A 16,526-nucleotide genomic window follows, 5' to 3' on the forward strand; every position below is an offset into this window, starting at 1 on the left:
GTTGGGCTTTCAGCAAGCCGCCTTTCGGGCGGCGAGGAGATAGTTGAGGCGAGTATCTTCGCTGAGGTGGAGGCCGCGGGTCGGGGAAAAGGCGATGCCCTTGACGTCGACGACCTCGAGCCCGGCGGCGGCGACGAACGCGCCGAGTTCGTCGGGCGCGAGGAACTTGTCATAGTCGTGGGTGCCGCGCGGGATCGCGCCAAAGCCTTCGGCCAGCGTGATGGTGAGCAGCTTCGACAGGCCGGTCTTGCCCGGCGTCGACATCAGCAGCAGCCCGCCGGCGGCGACGCGCGCCGCCAGCGCGCGGACGAAAGCGGACGCGTCGGCGACATGTTCGACCACCTCCATCGCGGTGACGAGGTCGAAGCTGCCGGCGAGCGCGGCGACGTCCCCGGCGCGATAGTCGATCGTAAGGCCGACCCCGGCGGCATGGGCCTTCGCCGCCTCGACCAGTTCGGGCGCGGCGTCGATTCCGGTGACCCGTGCCCCGAGCCGCGCGAGCGGTTCGGCGAGCAGCCCCGCCCCGCAGCCGACGTCGAGCGCGCTTTTCCCGTCGAGCGGGCGGAGCGTGCATTCGTCGAGGCCCCAGTGGCGGTCGACCTGATCGCGCACATAGTCGAGCCGGACGGGGTTCAACTTGTGGAGCATCGCAGAGGTGCCCCTGGGGTCCCACCAGTCGCCCGCGAGCCCGCCGAAATGCGCGGCTTCGGAAGCGACGATGCTGCTTGTCTCGGTCATTGCCGCTCCCTAACAGGGCGGCGCCGTTCACTAAAGGATTATGAGCACAGCGGGCATGGCGCGGATCGTGATGAAATTCGGCGGCACGTCGATGGCCGGGATCGAGCGAATCCGCGCCGTCGCCGCGCGCGTGAAGCGCGAGGCCGAGGCGGGCAACGAGGTCGCGGTAGTGGTCAGCGCGATGGCGGGCGAGACCGACCGGCTGGTTCAGCTGTGCCGCGAGGCCGCCGCGCTCTACGACCAGCGCGAATATGACGTGGTGGTCGCCAGCGGCGAGCAGGTGACCAGCGGGCTGCTCGCGATCACGCTCCAGGGCATGGGGCTCAACGCCAAGAGCTACATGGGCTGGCAGCTGCCGATCCGCGCCTCGGGCCATGCCAGCGGGCTGATCGAGGGAATCGACGTCGAGGTGCTCGAGCGGGTGTTCGAGGGCGGCGGGATCGCGGTCATCCCCGGCTTCCAGGGGGTGACGGCGGAGGGTGCCGTCGCGACGCTGGGGCGCGGCGGGTCGGACACGTCGGCGGTGGCGCTGGCGGCGGCGATGAAGGCCGACCGCTGCGACATCTACACCGACGTCGATGGGGTCTACACCACCGACCCGCGGATCGTGCCGAGGGCACGCAAGATCGACACCATCACCTATGAGGAAATGCTCGAGCTGGCGAGCGTCGGGGCCAAGGTGCTGCAGACCCGCTCGGTCGGGCTGGCGATGCGCACCGGGATGCCGCTGACCGTGCTGTCGAGCTTCGAGGACTTGCCCGGCACGCGGATCGTCGGCGACGACCAGATCGAGGAAAGCGACATGGAACGCAACGTCATTACCGGCATCGCCCACGACAAGAACGAGGCGATGATCACGCTGACCGGTCTGCCCGATTCGCCGGGGACGGTGGCGGCGATCTTCGCCCCGCTGGCCGAGGAAGGGGTCAACGTCGACATGATCGTCCAGTCGGTGCCGCGCCCGGGCGAGCCGAGCGTGCTGACCTTCACCGTCCCGACCGCGAGCCTCGCGCATACCGTCGAGGCACTGAAGAAGGGGCGCGAGACGATCGGCTTTGGCGAGATCCTGACCGACACGGACGTGGTCAAGGTGAGCGCGGTCGGCGTCGGCATGCGGTCGAACGCCGGGGTCGCGGCGACGATGTTCAAGACGCTGGCCGACCGCGGGATCAACATCCTCGCGATCACCACCAGCGAGATCAAGGTGAGCGTGCTGATCCCCGAGGATTATACCGAGCTTGCGGTGCGCGTGCTGCACAGCGCCTATGGGCTAGACGCGGAACCGCAGGCGTGAGCGGCGAGGACAAGCTTCGCCGCCTGATGGCGCGCGGCACCGAGTTCCTCGGCACCGAATGGGCGATCCTCGGCGGGGCGATGAGCTGGATTTCGGAGCGGCACTTGGTCGCGGCGATCAGCAACGCGGGCGGCTTCGGGGTGATCGCCTGCGGGGCGATGACCCCCGACCTGCTCGATACCGAGATTGCCGAGACGAAACAGCGCACCGGCAAGCCGTTCGGGGTCAACCTGATCACCATGCACCCCGCGCTCGGCGAGCTGATCGAGGTATGCGGGCGGCACGGGGTCGGCCATGTCGTGCTGGCGGGCGGGCTGCCGCCGCCGGGCGCGCTCGACAAGGTCAAGGCGACCGGGGCGAAGCTCATCGCCTTCGCCCCCGCGCTGGCGCTGGCGAAGAAGCTGGTGCGAAGCGGGGTCGACGCGCTGGTGATCGAGGGAATGGAGGCGGGCGGCCACATCGGACCGGTGTCGACCAGCGTGCTCGCGCAGGAAATGCTCCCCGAGATCGCCGACCAGGTGCCGGTGTTCGTCGCGGGCGGGATCGGGCGCGGCGAGGCGATCGCTGCCTATCTCGAGATGGGGGCGGTCGGGGTCCAGCTCGGCACGCGTTTCGTCTGCGCGACCGAATGCATCGCGCATCCCAATTTCAAGAAGGCGTTCCTGCGGGCATCGGCGCGCGACGCCATTCCCAGCGTCCAGATCGATCCCAGGCTGCCGGTTATCCCGGTGCGCGCGCTGAAAAATCGCGAGATGGAGAATTTCGCCGCCAAGCAGCGCGAGGTGGCTGGGCTGCTCGACAGCGGCGCGGTCGAGATGGCCGAGGCGCAGCTGCAAATCGAGCATTATTGGGCCGGAGCCCTTCGGCGCGCCGTGATCGACGGCGACGTCGAGAGTGGCAGCGTGATGGCCGGCCAGTCGGTCGGCATGGTCAAGCGCGAGGAGCCGGTCGCCGACATCATCGCCGAACTGACGAGCGAGGCGGCGGCGGCGCTCGATACGCGAGGTTGAGTTAAGGGGGCGACGTGGACGGCTATTTCGCGGCGAAGGACGACGAGAAGGCGCTGGCGGCGAGCGCCGACGGGGCGGGGCCGTACCGCCTGTTCGAGACGATCGAGGTCAACGGCGTCTTCCCCTGTCCGCATCTCGAGCAACTGGTCGAGGCGGCGGGCGGGGAGACGCAGCCGACCATGATCCGCGACCTCGCCCAGATCTGGCCCGAGCCGGTAACCGATCCCAAGGACTATGTGCCGGGCCCCTCGCTCCACCGCGTGCCCGACCTGCTGCGCGACCGGCTCGCCGCGATCGCGGTCGATGCGGGGATAGCCGAGCGCTGGGCACCGGCGCTGTGGGGTGTGACCCCGGCGGATGCCGAGACGGTCGGGCGCGCGATCACCGACCTCGCCCGCCGGGCGCAGGGTGCCGGCGAGCGGCTCTACTGGTGGGCCGAGCTCTAGTCCTTCGCCGCGGTCAGCGCAGGCTCGCCTTGAACGCCTGGTAGCGCTGGTCGAGCGCAGCGAGCTGCTGCGACAGGAGGTTGAAGCCGGTCACCGCGTCGGGCGACGGGCCCCCGTCGGCGCTTTCGACCGCGCTGCCGAGCGTGTCGAGCCGGTCGGCGATCCCGAGCAGCGAAGCGGCGTCGCTCGTCCCCGTCGCCGCGGGCGGCCTGCCGACGAGCGCGGCGAGCTGGTCGGCCCGCGGCCCCTTCAGCGTCTTCGCGAGCGCGGCGGCATCGTCGAGCAGCGCGTGGGCGCGAACGCGCTGCGCCTCGACCTGGCGGGCGAGCGCGAACTGCGCGTCGAACTCGGCCTGGCTGACGGTGACGCGCGGGTCGGGGCGGATGTCGAGCGGCTGGCGAAACTGTTGCCCGTCGACGTCGACCTCGGCGACGTAGCGCCCCGGCGGGGCCCACACCCCCCTGCCCTTCATCGACTTGGGCGCGTCGTAATGGACATCCCAGACGAAGCGGTTGTGCCCCGCGCCGGTGCCGGGACGCGATGGCAGGACGACCCATTCGGGGGCGATCGGGAGCGTGGCGAGGTCGATCGGCTTGACCGGGTCGGCGCTCGAGCTCGTGCTGACCAGCGCGCCCTTCGCGTCGAAGATGCGGACCGTCACCGGCCCGCGGGCCTGCTGGGCCAGCGTGTAATCGATGGTGGCGCCGAGCGGCGGGTTCGGGGCCATCGGCTCGTCCTTGGGCATCGGCGTGCCGGTAAAGCCGGGCTCGTTGACCCGGAACGCGGGGGCGACCGGGTAGAGGCGCGTGCCGGCGGCCGCGTTCAATGCCAGCGCGCGCAGCGGCACAATGTCGTCCATCACGTAAAAGCCGCGCCCGTGGGTGGCGATGACGAGGTCGTTGCCGTGGACGGTGAGGTCGCGGACCGAGGTGGTCGGCAAACCCGCCTGCAGCGGCTGCCAATGGTCGCCGTCGTCGAACGAGACGTAGAGCCCGCGCTCGGTGCCGGTGAACAGCAGGCCGCGCTGGCCCGGGTCCTCGCGGATCACGTTGACCGAGTTCAGCCCGCCTTCGACCGGCAGGCCCGCGACGATCGGCTGCCAGCTCCGCCCGCCGTCGCGGGTGCGGTAGAGATAGGGCCTGCTGTCGTCGAGCCGGTGGCGGTCGATCGCGGCGTAGGCGGTGTTCGCGTCGAAATGCGACGGCTCGATCGTCCCGACCTTCGACCAGGGGGTGATCTGCGCCGGGGTGACGTTGGTCCAGTGCCCGCCATGGTCGTCGGTGCGCCAGATCAGCCCGTCGTCGGTGCCCGCCCAGATGAGGCCATCCTTGAGCGGCGAGGAGCCGATGTCGTAGACCACGCCGCGGCGCGGGCCTTCGACCGCGGTGTCCTTGGCGGTGACCGGGTCGAGCGTCGGCGGGACGGTCAGCGTGTCGCGGGTCAGGTCGGGGCTGATCGGGGTCCAGTGGAGCCCGCCGTCGGCGGTCTGGAAGATGCGCTGGTTGGCGAAGAACAGCACATGCTCGCGCTTCGACCATGTCAGCGGCAGCGTCCAGGTACGGCGATAGTCACCGGGATAGGCGAGCGTCGGGTCGACGTTGCGGGTCTGCCCCGACTTGCGGTCGAGCCGGTCGACCCGGCCGCCGTAGACGATATCGGGATCGTCGGGGTCGGGGGCGATATTGTCGCTTTCGCCGCCCGCGGTCACTTCGTGGAAATCGCCCATGCCGATGCCGTCGAAATGGCTGTCGTTGCGGCTGGCGACGCTGGCCGCGCCGCTGTCCTGCTGCGCGCCGTAGATGCGGTAGGGAAACGCATTGTCGGTCGCGACATGGTAGAACTGCCCGGTCGGCTGGTTGAACCAGCTGCTCCACGTCTTGCCGCCGTTGAGCGTCACCAGCGTGCCCTGATCGACGCCGATCACCGTCCGCGCGCTGTTCTTCGGGTCGATCCACATCGTGTGGAAGTCGTCGCCGGTGGGATCGCCCTTAAGCGGGATGAAGTGCGCGCCGCCGTCGTCCGAGCGAAGGATGATGGTATTGTTGACCCACAGCCGGTCGGCGTTGTTGGGGTCGGCGTCGACCTCGCCGAAATACCAGCCGCGATTGGTGATCCGCTTGTCGCCGGTCATCCTGCGCCACGAGTCGCCGCGATCGTCCGAACGGTAGAGCCCGGCCTGCTCCTCCTTCGCGCTGTCGATCAGCGCGTAGACGCGGTTCGGTTTGGCCTTGCTGGTGGAGAGGCCGATGCGCGCCGGGTTGGCGGGGAGGCCGCGGCCGGTGAGCGGCTTCCACGTGCGCCCGCCGTCGAGCGACTTGTAGAGGCCGCTACCCGGGCCATAGGAGGGCGGATAGGTGTTCCACGGCGGGCGGCGGGTCTGCCACAGCGCGGCATAGACCACCGAGGCATTGCCCGGCTCGAACGCGAGGTCGATCGCGCCGGTGTCGGCGTCCTTGTACAGCGTCTTGGTCCAGCTCCTGCCGCCGTCGGTCGAGCGAAACACGCCGCGTTCGGGGTTGGGGCCATAGGGGTGGCCGAGCGCGGCGACGAGCAGCGTATCGGGGTTCCTCGGGTCGACCAGGATGCGCCCGATCGACTGCGTGTCCTTGAGCCCGATCGACTGCCACGTCCTGCCGCGGTCGGCCGAGCGGTAGAGGCCGGTACCCTGCGCGATGTCCGATCGCATGTCGGCCTCGCCGGTGCCGACGTAGAGGATCTTCGGGTCCGACGGGGCGAGCGCGAGCGCGCCGATCGAGCCGACCGGGACCTGGTCGAAAATCGGCTGCCAGGTGCGGCCGGCATCGTTCGTTTCCCACACCCCGCCGTTGACCGAGCCGAAGTAGAAGCGGCGGGGGTCGGTCGGGTCGCCCGCCACCGCGAGCACGCGCCCGCCGCGAAACGGGCCGACCGAGCGCCATTCGAGCGCCTTGAACTGGGCGGGGTCGACCGGGGCGGCGACGGCGGCGGGGGCCAGCGCGGCGAGGGCGGCGACGCTGGCGAGGAGGAGTCGGGGGCGGATCGGCATGGCGCGATGCTTAGCGCAAGGTCGCGCGCGAGCAAGGGCGGGCCGGGGCCAAGGCGGGCGAAAGCGACCCGCTCAGGCGGCGTGGGGGCGAATCGCGCCGGTCGCCTCGGCGAGCGGGTAGAGCTGCTCGTTCTCGCGCGCGATGCGCTCGTCGAGCGCGGCGAGGAGCGAATCGAGCTCGGCGCGGAACGCGGCGAGATCGAGCGCGATCAGCGCCGAGGAGGACCAGCGCATCGCGAACGCCTCGATCCTTTCGGCGAGTCCGCCCATTTCGGCGGCGAAGCGCCGCGCGGTCGCGGCGGCGTGCGCGCTGCCCGAGCCGATCATCGCGCCGTAAAGCAGCCGGTCTTCCTGCGCGAGGTGGACCCGGACGAGCCCGATCAGCCGCGCCAGGTCGAGCGCGACGGCGGGGGCATCGTCGGGCGAGCGGTACTCCTCGACGCGGCGAACCAGCGCCCGTGCAAGCTGTTGCGCGGAATCATGCTGGCGGCGGAGGACGGCGATGGAGGACATGGTTTCGATCCTTTCTCGTCGATTTCCAGAGCGTGTGGCGGAGACGAGGCGAGGCGCGCCGGCTGGGCAGGGCGCTCGGCTCGGCACAAGGAGCGGCGGAAGAATTCGAGGTCGTCGGCCTCGTGCCACTCGTTCGCCGCGAGCCGGTCTTCGACGATCGACACCATCCGGTACGAATCGGACCGGAATCCGGCGATGTTGCGCGCGATCGATTCAGATTCGGACCAGCGCGCGCGATATTCGCCGAGTTCGCTCGACAGCCACAGGTCGGCGTGGACGTCGTCCGAGCGGTTGAGCACCAGCATCCGCCGCGCCGCCGTGACGAACTGCGCCGCGCGGAGCGCGAACAGGATGACGTCATGCCGCCGGGCGGGAAGCGCGAGCGCGTTGACCAGCTGGAGCATCGCGACCGATACCTTCGAGTCGGTCCCAAGCAGGCAGACACTTCCCCGCATCGCCGGTTAACTCCTTCCTTTACCAAGGATTTAACCGGAATCGCCGCGCCCCGTTCCCCCCAATCGGGTCCGCACCGGAGGATGATTGCTCCAGCTTTCAAAAGCGGGGCTTATGCTGCTAGCGAGGGGCCATGCCATCTGCCGCCGCCGCCGCCCGCGAGATATTGACCGGCCTTCACGCGCTGATGGCCAAGCGCGTGTCGGCGCAGGCCAAGCTCGACCAGGTCGTCGACCTTATCGCCGGGGCGATGAACAGCGAGGTCTGTTCGATCTACCTGCTGCGCGACCAGGCGCTCGAGCTGTTCGCGACTCACGGGCTCCGCCCCGAGGCGGTCCACGTCACCCGGCTGGCGTTCGGCGAGGGGCTGGTCGGGACGATCGCCGAGGAAGGGCGGATCCTCAATCTCGCCGAGGCGGCGAGCCATCCCAATTTCGCCTATCGCCCCGAGACCGGCGAAGAGCGGTTCCACAGCCTTGCCGGGGTGCCGATCGTGCGGCGCGAGACGACCATCGGGGTGCTCGCGGTCCAGCACGCCGACCCGCGCCGCTACGAGGACGTCGAGATCGAGGCGCTGCAGACCGCGGCGATGGTGCTCAGCGAACTGATCGCCGGGGCGCGGCTAGTCGACGGGACCCGCGGCGGGGGGACCAGCACGGGCACCCAGCGGCTGGTCGGGCTGAAACTGGTCAGCGGCATGGCCAAGGGAGTCGCGGTGTTCCACCAGCCGCGGGTGATGGTCGAGCATACCGTCGCCGACGATACCGAGGCCGAACGGGCGCGGGTCTATTCGGCGTTCCGCCGGATGCGCGAGCAGATCGACCATATGACCCGCGACGCCGAATTCGGCACCACCGGCGAGCACCAGGAGATCCTCGAGACCTACAAGATGTTCGCCTATGACGAGGGCTGGGCACGGCGGATCAACGAGGCGATCGACAGCGGGCTGACCGCCGAGGCGGCGATCGAGCGGGTCCAGCAGCGCACCCGGGCGCGGATGCGCGACATCGACGACCCGCTGCTCAAGGAGCGGATGCACGACCTCGAGGACCTGTCGAACCGGCTGATGCGGATCGTCAGCGGGAGGATCGGGACCGCCGCGCAGACCGGCCTCCAGAAGGACACGGTGCTGATCGCGCGCAACCTCGGGCCCGCCGAGCTGCTCGAATATGACCGGCGGCGGCTGAAGGCGGTGGTGCTCGAGGAAGGATCGCTGACCGCGCACATGACGATCGTCGCGCGGGCGATGGGGGTGCCGGTAGTCGGGCGGTGCGACGACATTCGCCACGTCGCCGACGAGGGCGATTCGGTGCTGGTCGACGGCGACAGCGGGACGGTGGTGGTGCGCCCGACCCGCGCGATCGCGAACGGGTTCGACCAGCGCATGGCGATGAGCCAGAAGCGGCGCGCCGAATATGCCGCGCTGAAGGACCTGCCCGCGATCACCGTCGACGGGACTCGGGTGACGCTGATGGTCAACGCCGGGCTGGCTGAGGACGCGGCGATGGTCGCCGCCTCGGGCGCAGACGGCATCGGGCTGTTCCGCACCGAGTTCCAGTTCCTGGTGTCGGCCGAGCTTCCCGGGCGCGAGAGCCAGCAGCGACTCTACAAGAACGTGCTCGACACTGCCGCGCCCAAGCCGGTGGTGTTCCGCACGGTCGACATCGGCGGCGACAAGGCGCTGCCCTATCTCAGCGACGAGCGCGACGAGGCCGAGAACCCGGCGATGGGCTGGCGCGCGCTTCGCCTCAGCCTCGAGCGATCGACGCTGATGAAGGCGCAGGCGCGCGCGCTGCTCGAGGCGGCGGGCCGCCAGCAGCTCAACGTGATGTTCCCGATGGTCAGCGAACCGTGGGAATATGACGAGGCGGTCAAGCTGTTCGAGGCGCAGCGCGAGTGGTGCGTCAAGGCGAAGCGCCCGGTGCCGAGCCGGATCGCCTATGGCGCGATGCTCGAGGTGCCGAGCCTCGCCGAGACGCTCGACCTGTTGCTGCCCAAGGTCGATTTCATCTCGGTCGGGACCAACGACCTCACCCAGTTCCTGTTCGCCGCCGACCGCGCCGATCCGCGGCTGGCGGTGCGCTACGACTGGCTGAGCCCGGCGATCCTGCGCTTCCTTCGGCGGATCGCGGTGCAGTGCCGCGCCGCCGGGGTGCCGGTGCGGGTATGCGGCGAGATGGCGGGGCGGCCGCTCGAGGCGCTGGCGCTGGTCGGAATCGGGTTCGAGGCGCTGTCGATCACCCCCGCGGCGGTCGGGCCGGTGAAGGCGATGATCCGCTCGCTCGACGGCGCGGCGGCGGCGGCGAAGCTCGAGACGATGCTGGCCAAGCCGCCCAAGGACTTCCGCCGCGCGCTCGGCGACTGGGCGCGCAAGCAGGGCGTGGTGCTGCCCTGACCGCGGCCGTGCCGTAACGGCCCGGTGGCGGTTGACTTGCCCCGCCGGTCCCCCGACAACGCGGCGCACACCCCCAACCAACCCTTCGCACAGGATCGAGATGGACGAGGAAATCGCAGGTGAGGCGGACGCGGTCCCGACCGTCGGCGAGCGGCTGCGCGAGGCGCGCGAGGCGAAGGGGCTGAGCCTGGCCGAAATCGCCTCGTCGACTCGCATCCCGGTCCGCCACCTCGAGAGCATCGAGACCGGCGAGTGGGACCGGCTTCCCGCGCAGACCTATTCGATCGGCTTCGCGCGCAACTACGCCAGCGCGGTCGGGCTCGACCGGACCGAGATCGGCGACCAGCTGCGGATGGAAATGGGCGGCTATCGCCCGGCCAGCGCGGCGCAGGCGAGCGTGTTCGAGCCGGTCGATCCAAAGCGGCAGATGCCCAAGGGGCTCGTGCTGGGCGCGCTGGTCGCGCTGGCGATCGTGGTCGGGCTGCTGGCGTGGCTGAGCAACCGCGAGACGAGCGGCGGCATTGACGAGACGGTCGCGGCGGACAATTCCGCCGCGCCGGTGGTCCCCGCCCCTGCTCCAGCGCCCGCGGCGGCGAACGCGGTGACGGTCGCGGCGACCGAGGCGGCGTGGGTCGAGATCAAGGACGGGGCGACGATCCTCAAGCAGGGCGAGCTCAAGGCGGGCGAGGTCTTCGCGGTCCCGGCGAGCGCGGCGAACCCGGTTCTGAGCACCGCCAAGCCCGAGGCACTGACGATCAAGGTCGGGACCGAGGTCGCGCCGTCAATCGGCCCCGCCGGCAAGCGGGTCAGCGACGTCAGCCTCAAGCCCGAGGCGCTGCTGAAGCCCGCGGCGGCCGCGTCTAACCCGGCGCCCGCGCCAGCTACCGCCAAACCCGTTGCCAAGCCCAAGCCGAAGCCCAAGCCGGTCGCGGCGAGCCCGGCCCCCGCCGCGAGCGACACCGCGCCCGCGACGGCGACCCCGCCGCCCGCCGCAACGACGACGAACAGCAACTGATTCATCGCCGCGTCAGGCCGGGTCGGCCATGAGCTTTGGCGACAATGACAAGTGACAGGAACGATTGAAGTGACTCGAGCGACTGCCAAGACCCTCCTCGCGATCGGCGCGGCGGCGCTGGCCATCGGCCCGGCGATCGCGCGCGACCCGGCGACCCCCGAGCAGCGGATCGGGCGGCTCGAAAAGCAGGTTCGGCAGGTGCAGCGGGTCGTCTTCCCCAAGGGACAGCCCGCCGATACCGCGGCGCTCGACGATACGCCCGCCGCGACCCAGGATAGCGTCAATGCGCTGGTGTCGCGGATCGACGCGCTCGAGAAGCAGATGGCCGACCTCGTCCGCGGGTCCGAGGAGAACGGCAATCGCGTCGCGCAGCTCGAGGCCGAGCTGGCGCGGACCAAGGCCGACGACGACCAGCGGCTCCGCGCGCTCGAGACCAAGGTCGCCAGCACCCCGCCCGCCGCCGCCCCCGACCCGGGCGCCGCCGACCCGGCGCAGGATGTCGCGCCGGTCGACGATTCGCCCGCCGTGTCGCGGCCCAAGGTCGAGAGCGGCAAGAGCAAGGGCAAGACCGCCGCCAAGAGCGAGACGAGCGGGCCGGCCGACATGTCGAAGCCCGACGAGCAGGCCTACGACAAGGGGTTCAAGCTGTGGCAGGCGGGCAAGTATGACGCCGCCTACACCGCGCTGATGAAGATGGCGAAGGATTATCCCGACAGCCATCGGGTCAGCTGGGCGCAGAACCTTGCCGGGCGCGCGCAGCTCGACGCCGGGCACACGCGCGAGGCGGCGGGGACGCTGCTCGCCAACTATCGCCGCGACCCCGAGGGCGAGCGCGCGCAGGACAGCCTCTATTATCTCGGGCAGGCGCTGGTGAAGCTCAAGCAGCCGAGCAAGGCATGCAACGCCTATGGCGAGCTGGAGAGCGTCTACGCGGGCAAGATGCGGGCCGACATCAAGAAGCTGCTGCCCGCCGCCAAGGCCGAGGCCAAGTGCGATTGATAAGGCGCGGCTGACCCCCGATCCGGCGCTCGCCCGGCGGTTCGCCGCCGACTTAACGCGACTGGCGAACGGGGATTCGCGGATCGGGCTGGCGGTGTCGGGCGGGCCCGACAGCGTGGCGATGCTGCTGCTGGCGGCGGCGAGCGTTCCCGCCGACCGGCTGTTCGTGGCGACGGTCGATCACGGGCTCCGCCCCGAGGCGGCGGACGAGGCGACGGGGGTGGCGGCGCTGTGCGGCCGGCTCGGCCTGGTCCACGAGACGCTGGCCGCGCGCTGGGACGCGCCGCCGACGAGCCAGGTGCAGGCGCACGCGAGAGAGATTCGCTACGACCTTTTGGCGGGCTGGTCGAACCGGCTGAAGCTCGACCGGGTGGCGACCGCGCACCATGCCGACGACCAGGCCGAGACGCTGCTGATGCGGCTGTCGCGCGGTGCCGGGCTGGCGGGGCTGGCCGGAATCCGCGCGAGTCGCCCGCTGGCGCTGGGGCGCGGCTGGCATTCGCGAGTGATCCGGCCGCTGCTCGGCTGGCGCCGCGCCGAGCTGGCGGAGGTCGTCGCGGCGGCGGGGATCGCGGCGGTCGACGACCCGGCCAATCGCGACCCGCGCCACGAGCGGAGCCGCGCCCGCGCCTTTCTGGCCGCGGCGGGCGGGCCCGAGGTGCTTCAGGTCGCGGCGAGCGCGGCGCACCTCGCCGAGGGCGAGGAAGCGATGGCTTATGCCGCGCGTTCGGTGATCCTCGGCCGCGAGACGCGCACGGCGGATGGCTGGACCTTCGACCCCGCCGACCTGCCGCGCGAGTGGCGGCGGCGGATGCTGGTCGCCTTCTACCGCAGCGCCGGCGAGCCCGATCCACGCGGGCCCGCGCTCGACCGGCTGCTCGAAGCGCTCGGGCGCGGCGAGACCGCGACGCTGGGGGCGTTCAAATGGACCGGCGGGGCGCGCTGGCACGCCGTCCCGGCGCCCCCGCGGCGCGGCTGAGCGATCGGTCCCTTGTTGTTAAGGCGGACTGGCTTATCTTAGCCTCGATGCCGCCGCCTGCGTGCGTGACGGTTTGAAGGATGAGCATGGAAGACAAGACTCCGCCCGCCGGCAATCCCTGGACCAAGCGCCTGCTGATCTGGCTCGCGGCGCTGTTCGCGCTGGTGATCGCGGTGCAGCTGATCGGCGGCACCCGCACGACCCAGAGCCAGCAGGCGAGCTATTCGGACTTCATCAAGGCGGTCGACGCCGGGCAGGTCAGCGCGGTCACCATGGCGACCAGCCAGAACGGCAATGCGACGATTACCGGCCGCTTCGCCGACGGCAAGACCTTCGTCACCGTCGCCCCCGCCGACGCGCGGGTGAGCGAGCGGCTGCTGGCCAAGAACGTCACGGTCAAGGTCAAGGAAGAGGAAAGCTCGAGCATCTGGCTGTTGCTGCTCTACAATTCGCTGCCCTTCCTGCTGATCCTCGGCATCTCGGTGTTCGCGATGCGCCAGATGCAGAAAGGTGCCGGGTCCGGCGCGATGGGCTTCGGCAAGTCGCGCGCGCGCCAGCTGACCGAAAAGCAGGGCAAGGTGACCTTCGCCGACGTCGCCGGGATCGACGAGGCGCGCGAAGAGCTTCAGGAAATCGTCGAATATCTGAAGGACCCGGGCAAGTTCGCGCGGCTCGGCGGGAAGATCCCCAAGGGCGCGCTGCTGGTCGGCAGCCCCGGCACCGGCAAGACGCTGCTCGCCCGCGCCATCGCGGGCGAGGCGGGCGTGCCCTTCTTCACCATCTCGGGCTCGGACTTCGTCGAGATGTTCGTCGGCGTCGGTGCGAGCCGCGTGCGCGACATGTTCGAGCAGGCGAAGAAGAATGCGCCGTGCATCCTGTTCATCGACGAGATCGACGCGGTCGGCCGCCATCGCGGCGCCGGCCTCGGCAACGGCAATGACGAGCGCGAACAGACGCTCAACCAGCTGCTGGTCGAGATGGACGGGTTCGAGGCGAACGAGGGCATCATCATCATCGCCGCGACCAACCGTCCCGACGTGCTCGACCCCGCGCTGCTTCGCCCCGGCCGGTTCGACCGGCAGGTAGTGGTGCCGCGTCCTGACATCGAAGGACGCGAGCAGATCCTCACCGTGCACATGAAAAAGGTGCCGCTGGCGCCCGACGTCGACCCGCGGATCATCGCCCGCGGCACCCCCGGCTTTTCGGGCGCCGACCTTGCCAACCTCGTCAACGAGGCGGCGCTGATGGCGGCGCGCAAGGGCAAGCGGCTGGTCGCGATGCGCGAGTTCGAGGAAGCCAAGGACAAGGTCATGATGGGCGCCGAGCGGCGGTCGATGGTCATGACCGAGGACGAAAAGAAGATGACCGCCTATCACGAGGCGGGCCACGCCGTCGTCGCGCTCCACGAGCCGGCGAGCGACCCGATCCACAAGGCGACGATCATCCCGCGCGGCCGCGCGCTGGGCATGGTGATGCGGCTGCCCGAGCGCGACAGCTACAGCTATCACCGCGACAAGATGTACGCGAACCTGTCGGTGGCGATGGGCGGGCGCGTCGCCGAGGAAGTGGTGTTCGGCTACGACAAGGTCAGCTCGGGCGCGTCGAGCGACATCCAGTACGCCACCAGCCTGGCGCGCGACATGGTCACCCGCTGGGGCATGTCGGACGCGCTCGGCCCGCTGCAATATGCCGAGGCCGACGAGGAAGTGTTCCTCGGCTATTCGATGAACCGGCAGAAGCAGATGTCGAACGAGACCGCGCAGGCGATCGATACCGAGATCCGGCGGATCGTCGAATCGGGCTACGACAAGGCCAAGAAGGTCCTCACCGACCACCGCGACCAGCTCGAGAAGCTGGCACAGGCGCTGCTCGAGTATGAGACGCTGACCGGCGAGGAGATCAAGGCGCTGATGGACGGCGGCACGATCGACCGCGGCGGTCCGGCGGGCCCGGCGATCCCGACGGCAGGCACCTCGATCCCCAAGAGCCGCCGCCCGCGTGGCGGGATCGGCGGACCGGCGGCGGCGGGAGCCTGAGCCCAGACTTGCTCGCCCGCTAGCCCGGCGTTCATCGGCGCGCTATCAACGCGGCGTTACCCGGGCGGCGGAGGTCGTGCGATGCGTCGAGTGATACTGTTCCTTTCCGTGGGCCTGGTCGCGACCCCGGCTCTTGCCGACGTCAGCGCGCAGGCGTTCACCGTGCGGGTCGACAAGCTGATGGGGCAGGGACCGCTGGCGCTGTTCAGCCCCGAGCGGCACCGGCTGCAGGACCTTGCCGAGGCCAATGGCGACCAGCTGCTCGCCGAGCGCCGGGAAGCGATCGCCCGGCACGAGCAGCCCGCCTATTGCCCGCCGCCGGGCGCGTCCCCCTATCTTGGCGCGCGCCAGCTGGTGAACGGGCTCCACGCCATGCCGGTCGCCGAGCGCGAGCGGATGACGCTGAAGGAAGCGATGCGGACGCTGCTGGCAAGGCTTCACCCCTGCCCGCGCGCGGCGCGCTAGCCGCTGATCCCGAGCAGCACCACCGCGACCGCGAACAGGCCGAGCGCGATGGTCGAGAAAGTGAGCAGGGCCCCGGTCCGCCACAGCGCGCCCCACCGGCCGAGCGCGTAGGCGCCCTTGAGCTGGCGATACATGTGGAGCGGGGGAACGAACACCGCCGCCAGCGCGATCAGCGGCGCGCCGAGTGACCCCGACAGGCTGAGCACCGCCGCCAACAACAGCATGAACGAGATCGAGTAAGTTACGAACACGCTGTGGTCGTAGAGCCCGAAGCGGCGGCTGAAGGGGAACAACAGCCACAGGAATGGTACCGAGATCGGGATCAGGACCCAGGCGAATTTCGAGGCCGAGTCCTGCAGCTTGTAGAGCGCGAGCTGCGGATTGGCCTTGGCGCGCTCGATCGCTTCCTGGATAAAGGGGACCGAGCTGTTCGTCTTGAGCTCGTCACTGCCGGTCAGGATGGCATTGGCGATGCCGTCCTGCTTGAACCGGGTCAGCACCGCGACCGCCTTCTGCTGGTCGGCGATCTCCTTGGCGAGATCGGCCCGGTCCTGCGCGTCGGCCTCGGGGTTGGTCGCCTGCTTGGCCTGCTTCGCGCGAAGCTCGGCGAGCTTCTTGGTCTCGCCCGCCAGCGCCTCGTCGGTCGAGTGATAGGCGTTTCCGCCCGCGCCGATCTGGCCGAGATCCATCCCGTTGGGGCCGCCGATCGACTGGATCACCGCGAACAGCAGGAACACCGCGAAGAGGAACAGCGCGAGCGGCGAGACGAACCGCGCGCGCTGCCCGTCGATATAGCGGCGGGTGAGCTGGCCCGGGCGCCAGACGAGCAGGGGCAAGGTGCGGATCGCCTTGCTTTCGAAATTGAGCACGCCGGTGAGGAAATCCTCGCCGAACGCCAACAGGCTGCGGCGAACGGCGCGGTTCTGTCCGCAGCCGTGGCAGAACTGGCCGACCAGCGTCGTGTCGCAGTTGAGGCAGCGCCCGCCGGGCGTCCCGTCGCGACCGCGCCCTTCCCCGGCATGAGGCTCGGCGGCGCGCGCGGCGGCGGCGCCGGTCACCAGGTTGCCGATAGCGTCGAACTCTCTCACCCTCTTCCCCCTCCCCGCCATCTACCCCGGCGGCCACGCCGATGCTAGCGCGTTGGCGTGGGCAAGCGGA

14 protein-coding genes are annotated in these 16,526 nt (G+C 70.2%); 9 read left to right on the plus strand and 5 right to left on the minus strand.

The genetic code is table 11. The annotated features are described in order from the left end of the window. Positions 1-9: 9 nt before the first annotated feature. Positions 10-738 carry a bifunctional 2-polyprenyl-6-hydroxyphenol methylase/3-demethylubiquinol 3-O-methyltransferase UbiG gene (gene ubiG, locus ABDK56_RS05895; protein WP_349807219.1) on the minus strand — a complete coding sequence of 243 codons (729 nt, stop codon included), beginning with the start codon at positions 736-738 and terminating at the stop codon, positions 10-12. 55 nt (positions 739-793) lie between these two features. On the opposite strand from ubiG, the gene ABDK56_RS05900 reads away from it, so the two are divergent. From ABDK56_RS05900 to ABDK56_RS05910, 3 genes are read left to right on the plus strand one after another with little or no spacing between them, the layout of a single operon-like run. Then, positions 794-2,032 (plus strand): aspartate kinase, encoded by a 1,239-nt coding sequence (locus ABDK56_RS05900; RefSeq protein WP_349807285.1) that lies wholly within the window; start codon positions 794-796, stop codon positions 2,030-2,032. 26 nt (positions 2,033-2,058) lie between these two features. Next, positions 2,059-3,042 (plus strand): NAD(P)H-dependent flavin oxidoreductase, encoded by a 984-nt coding sequence (locus ABDK56_RS05905; protein WP_349807287.1) that lies wholly within the window; start codon positions 2,059-2,061, stop codon positions 3,040-3,042. 14 nt (positions 3,043-3,056) lie between these two features. Continuing rightward, entirely contained in the window at positions 3,057-3,488 is a 432-nt protein-coding gene (locus tag ABDK56_RS05910) for a hypothetical protein (protein WP_349807220.1), read from the plus strand. Between the two features lie 13 nt (positions 3,489-3,501). Here the strand turns inward: ABDK56_RS05910 and ABDK56_RS05915 are convergent, their stop codons facing one another. From ABDK56_RS05915 to ABDK56_RS05925, 3 genes are all read right to left on the minus strand, one after another. Then, positions 3,502-6,513, minus strand: a complete 3,012-nt coding sequence (locus tag ABDK56_RS05915) for a WD40/YVTN/BNR-like repeat-containing protein (protein WP_349807221.1) — start codon at positions 6,511-6,513, stop codon at positions 3,502-3,504. A 72-nt stretch (positions 6,514-6,585) separates the two neighbouring features. Further along, positions 6,586-6,966, minus strand: a complete 381-nt coding sequence (locus tag ABDK56_RS05920; protein WP_349807288.1) for a hemerythrin domain-containing protein — start codon at positions 6,964-6,966, stop codon at positions 6,586-6,588. Further along, positions 6,894-7,481: a hypothetical protein gene (locus tag ABDK56_RS05925; protein ID WP_349807222.1), complete on the minus strand. Its 588-nt coding sequence runs from the start codon at positions 7,479-7,481 to the stop codon at positions 6,894-6,896. The genes ABDK56_RS05920 and ABDK56_RS05925 overlap by 73 nt, the downstream gene beginning before the upstream one ends. A 131-nt stretch (positions 7,482-7,612) precedes the next feature. Between ABDK56_RS05925 and ptsP the strand changes: the two genes are divergently transcribed. From ptsP to ABDK56_RS05955, 6 genes are all read left to right on the plus strand, one after another. Beyond that, on the plus strand, positions 7,613-9,874 hold the full coding sequence (gene ptsP, locus ABDK56_RS05930) for a phosphoenolpyruvate--protein phosphotransferase (protein WP_349807223.1): 2,262 nt from the start codon (positions 7,613-7,615) through the stop codon (positions 9,872-9,874). Between the two features lie 100 nt (positions 9,875-9,974). After that, on the plus strand, positions 9,975-10,889 hold the full coding sequence (locus tag ABDK56_RS05935) for a helix-turn-helix domain-containing protein (RefSeq protein WP_349807224.1): 915 nt from the start codon (positions 9,975-9,977) through the stop codon (positions 10,887-10,889). Positions 10,890-10,958: 69 nt separating this feature from the next. After that, positions 10,959-11,888: a tetratricopeptide repeat protein gene (locus ABDK56_RS05940; protein WP_349807226.1), complete on the plus strand. Its 930-nt coding sequence runs from the start codon at positions 10,959-10,961 to the stop codon at positions 11,886-11,888. Between the two features lie 61 nt (positions 11,889-11,949). Next, positions 11,950-12,867, plus strand: a complete 918-nt coding sequence (gene tilS / locus ABDK56_RS05945; RefSeq protein ID WP_502959271.1) for a tRNA lysidine(34) synthetase TilS — start codon at positions 11,950-11,952, stop codon at positions 12,865-12,867. A gap of 86 nt (positions 12,868-12,953) precedes the next feature. Further along, positions 12,954-14,903 (plus strand): ATP-dependent zinc metalloprotease FtsH, encoded by a 1,950-nt coding sequence (ftsH, locus tag ABDK56_RS05950; RefSeq protein WP_349807228.1) that lies wholly within the window; start codon positions 12,954-12,956, stop codon positions 14,901-14,903. Positions 14,904-14,984: 81 nt separating this feature from the next. Continuing rightward, positions 14,985-15,368: a hypothetical protein gene (locus tag ABDK56_RS05955; protein WP_349807229.1), complete on the plus strand. Its 384-nt coding sequence runs from the start codon at positions 14,985-14,987 to the stop codon at positions 15,366-15,368. Here the strand turns inward: ABDK56_RS05955 and ABDK56_RS05960 are convergent. Next, the gene (locus tag ABDK56_RS05960; RefSeq protein WP_349807230.1) at positions 15,365-16,456 is read right to left on the minus strand and encodes a DUF3667 domain-containing protein; all 1,092 of its coding nucleotides are present in this window, start codon (positions 16,454-16,456) and stop codon (positions 15,365-15,367) included. The genes ABDK56_RS05955 and ABDK56_RS05960 overlap by 4 nt on opposite strands. Positions 16,457-16,526: the final 70 nt, after the last annotated feature.

Source organism: Sphingomonas sp. ASV193, assembly GCF_040203355.1.
GTDB lineage: Bacteria > Pseudomonadota > Alphaproteobacteria > Sphingomonadales > Sphingomonadaceae > Sphingomicrobium.

Excerpts from the sequence above, each read along its gene's own strand:
- ABDK56_RS05935 (WP_349807224.1), top strand. The coding sequence starts at position 9,975 with ATGGACGAGGAAATCGCAGGTGAGGCGGACGCGGTCCCGACCGTCGGC.
- ABDK56_RS05905 (WP_349807287.1), top strand. The coding sequence starts at position 2,059 with ATGGCGCGCGGCACCGAGTTCCTCGGCACCGAATGGGCGATCCTCGGC.
- ABDK56_RS05915 (WP_349807221.1), bottom strand. The coding sequence starts at position 6,513 with ATGCCGATCCGCCCCCGACTCCTCCTCGCCAGCGTCGCCGCCCTCGCC.
- ptsP (WP_349807223.1), top strand. The coding sequence starts at position 7,613 with ATGCCATCTGCCGCCGCCGCCGCCCGCGAGATATTGACCGGCCTTCAC.
- ABDK56_RS05925 (WP_349807222.1), bottom strand. The coding sequence starts at position 7,481 with ATGCGGGGAAGTGTCTGCCTGCTTGGGACCGACTCGAAGGTATCGGTC.
- ABDK56_RS05955 (WP_349807229.1), top strand. The coding sequence starts at position 14,985 with ATGCGTCGAGTGATACTGTTCCTTTCCGTGGGCCTGGTCGCGACCCCG.
- ABDK56_RS05900 (WP_349807285.1), top strand. The coding sequence starts at position 794 with ATGGCGCGGATCGTGATGAAATTCGGCGGCACGTCGATGGCCGGGATC.
- ubiG (WP_349807219.1), bottom strand. The coding sequence starts at position 738 with ATGACCGAGACAAGCAGCATCGTCGCTTCCGAAGCCGCGCATTTCGGC.
- ftsH (WP_349807228.1), top strand. The coding sequence starts at position 12,954 with ATGGAAGACAAGACTCCGCCCGCCGGCAATCCCTGGACCAAGCGCCTG.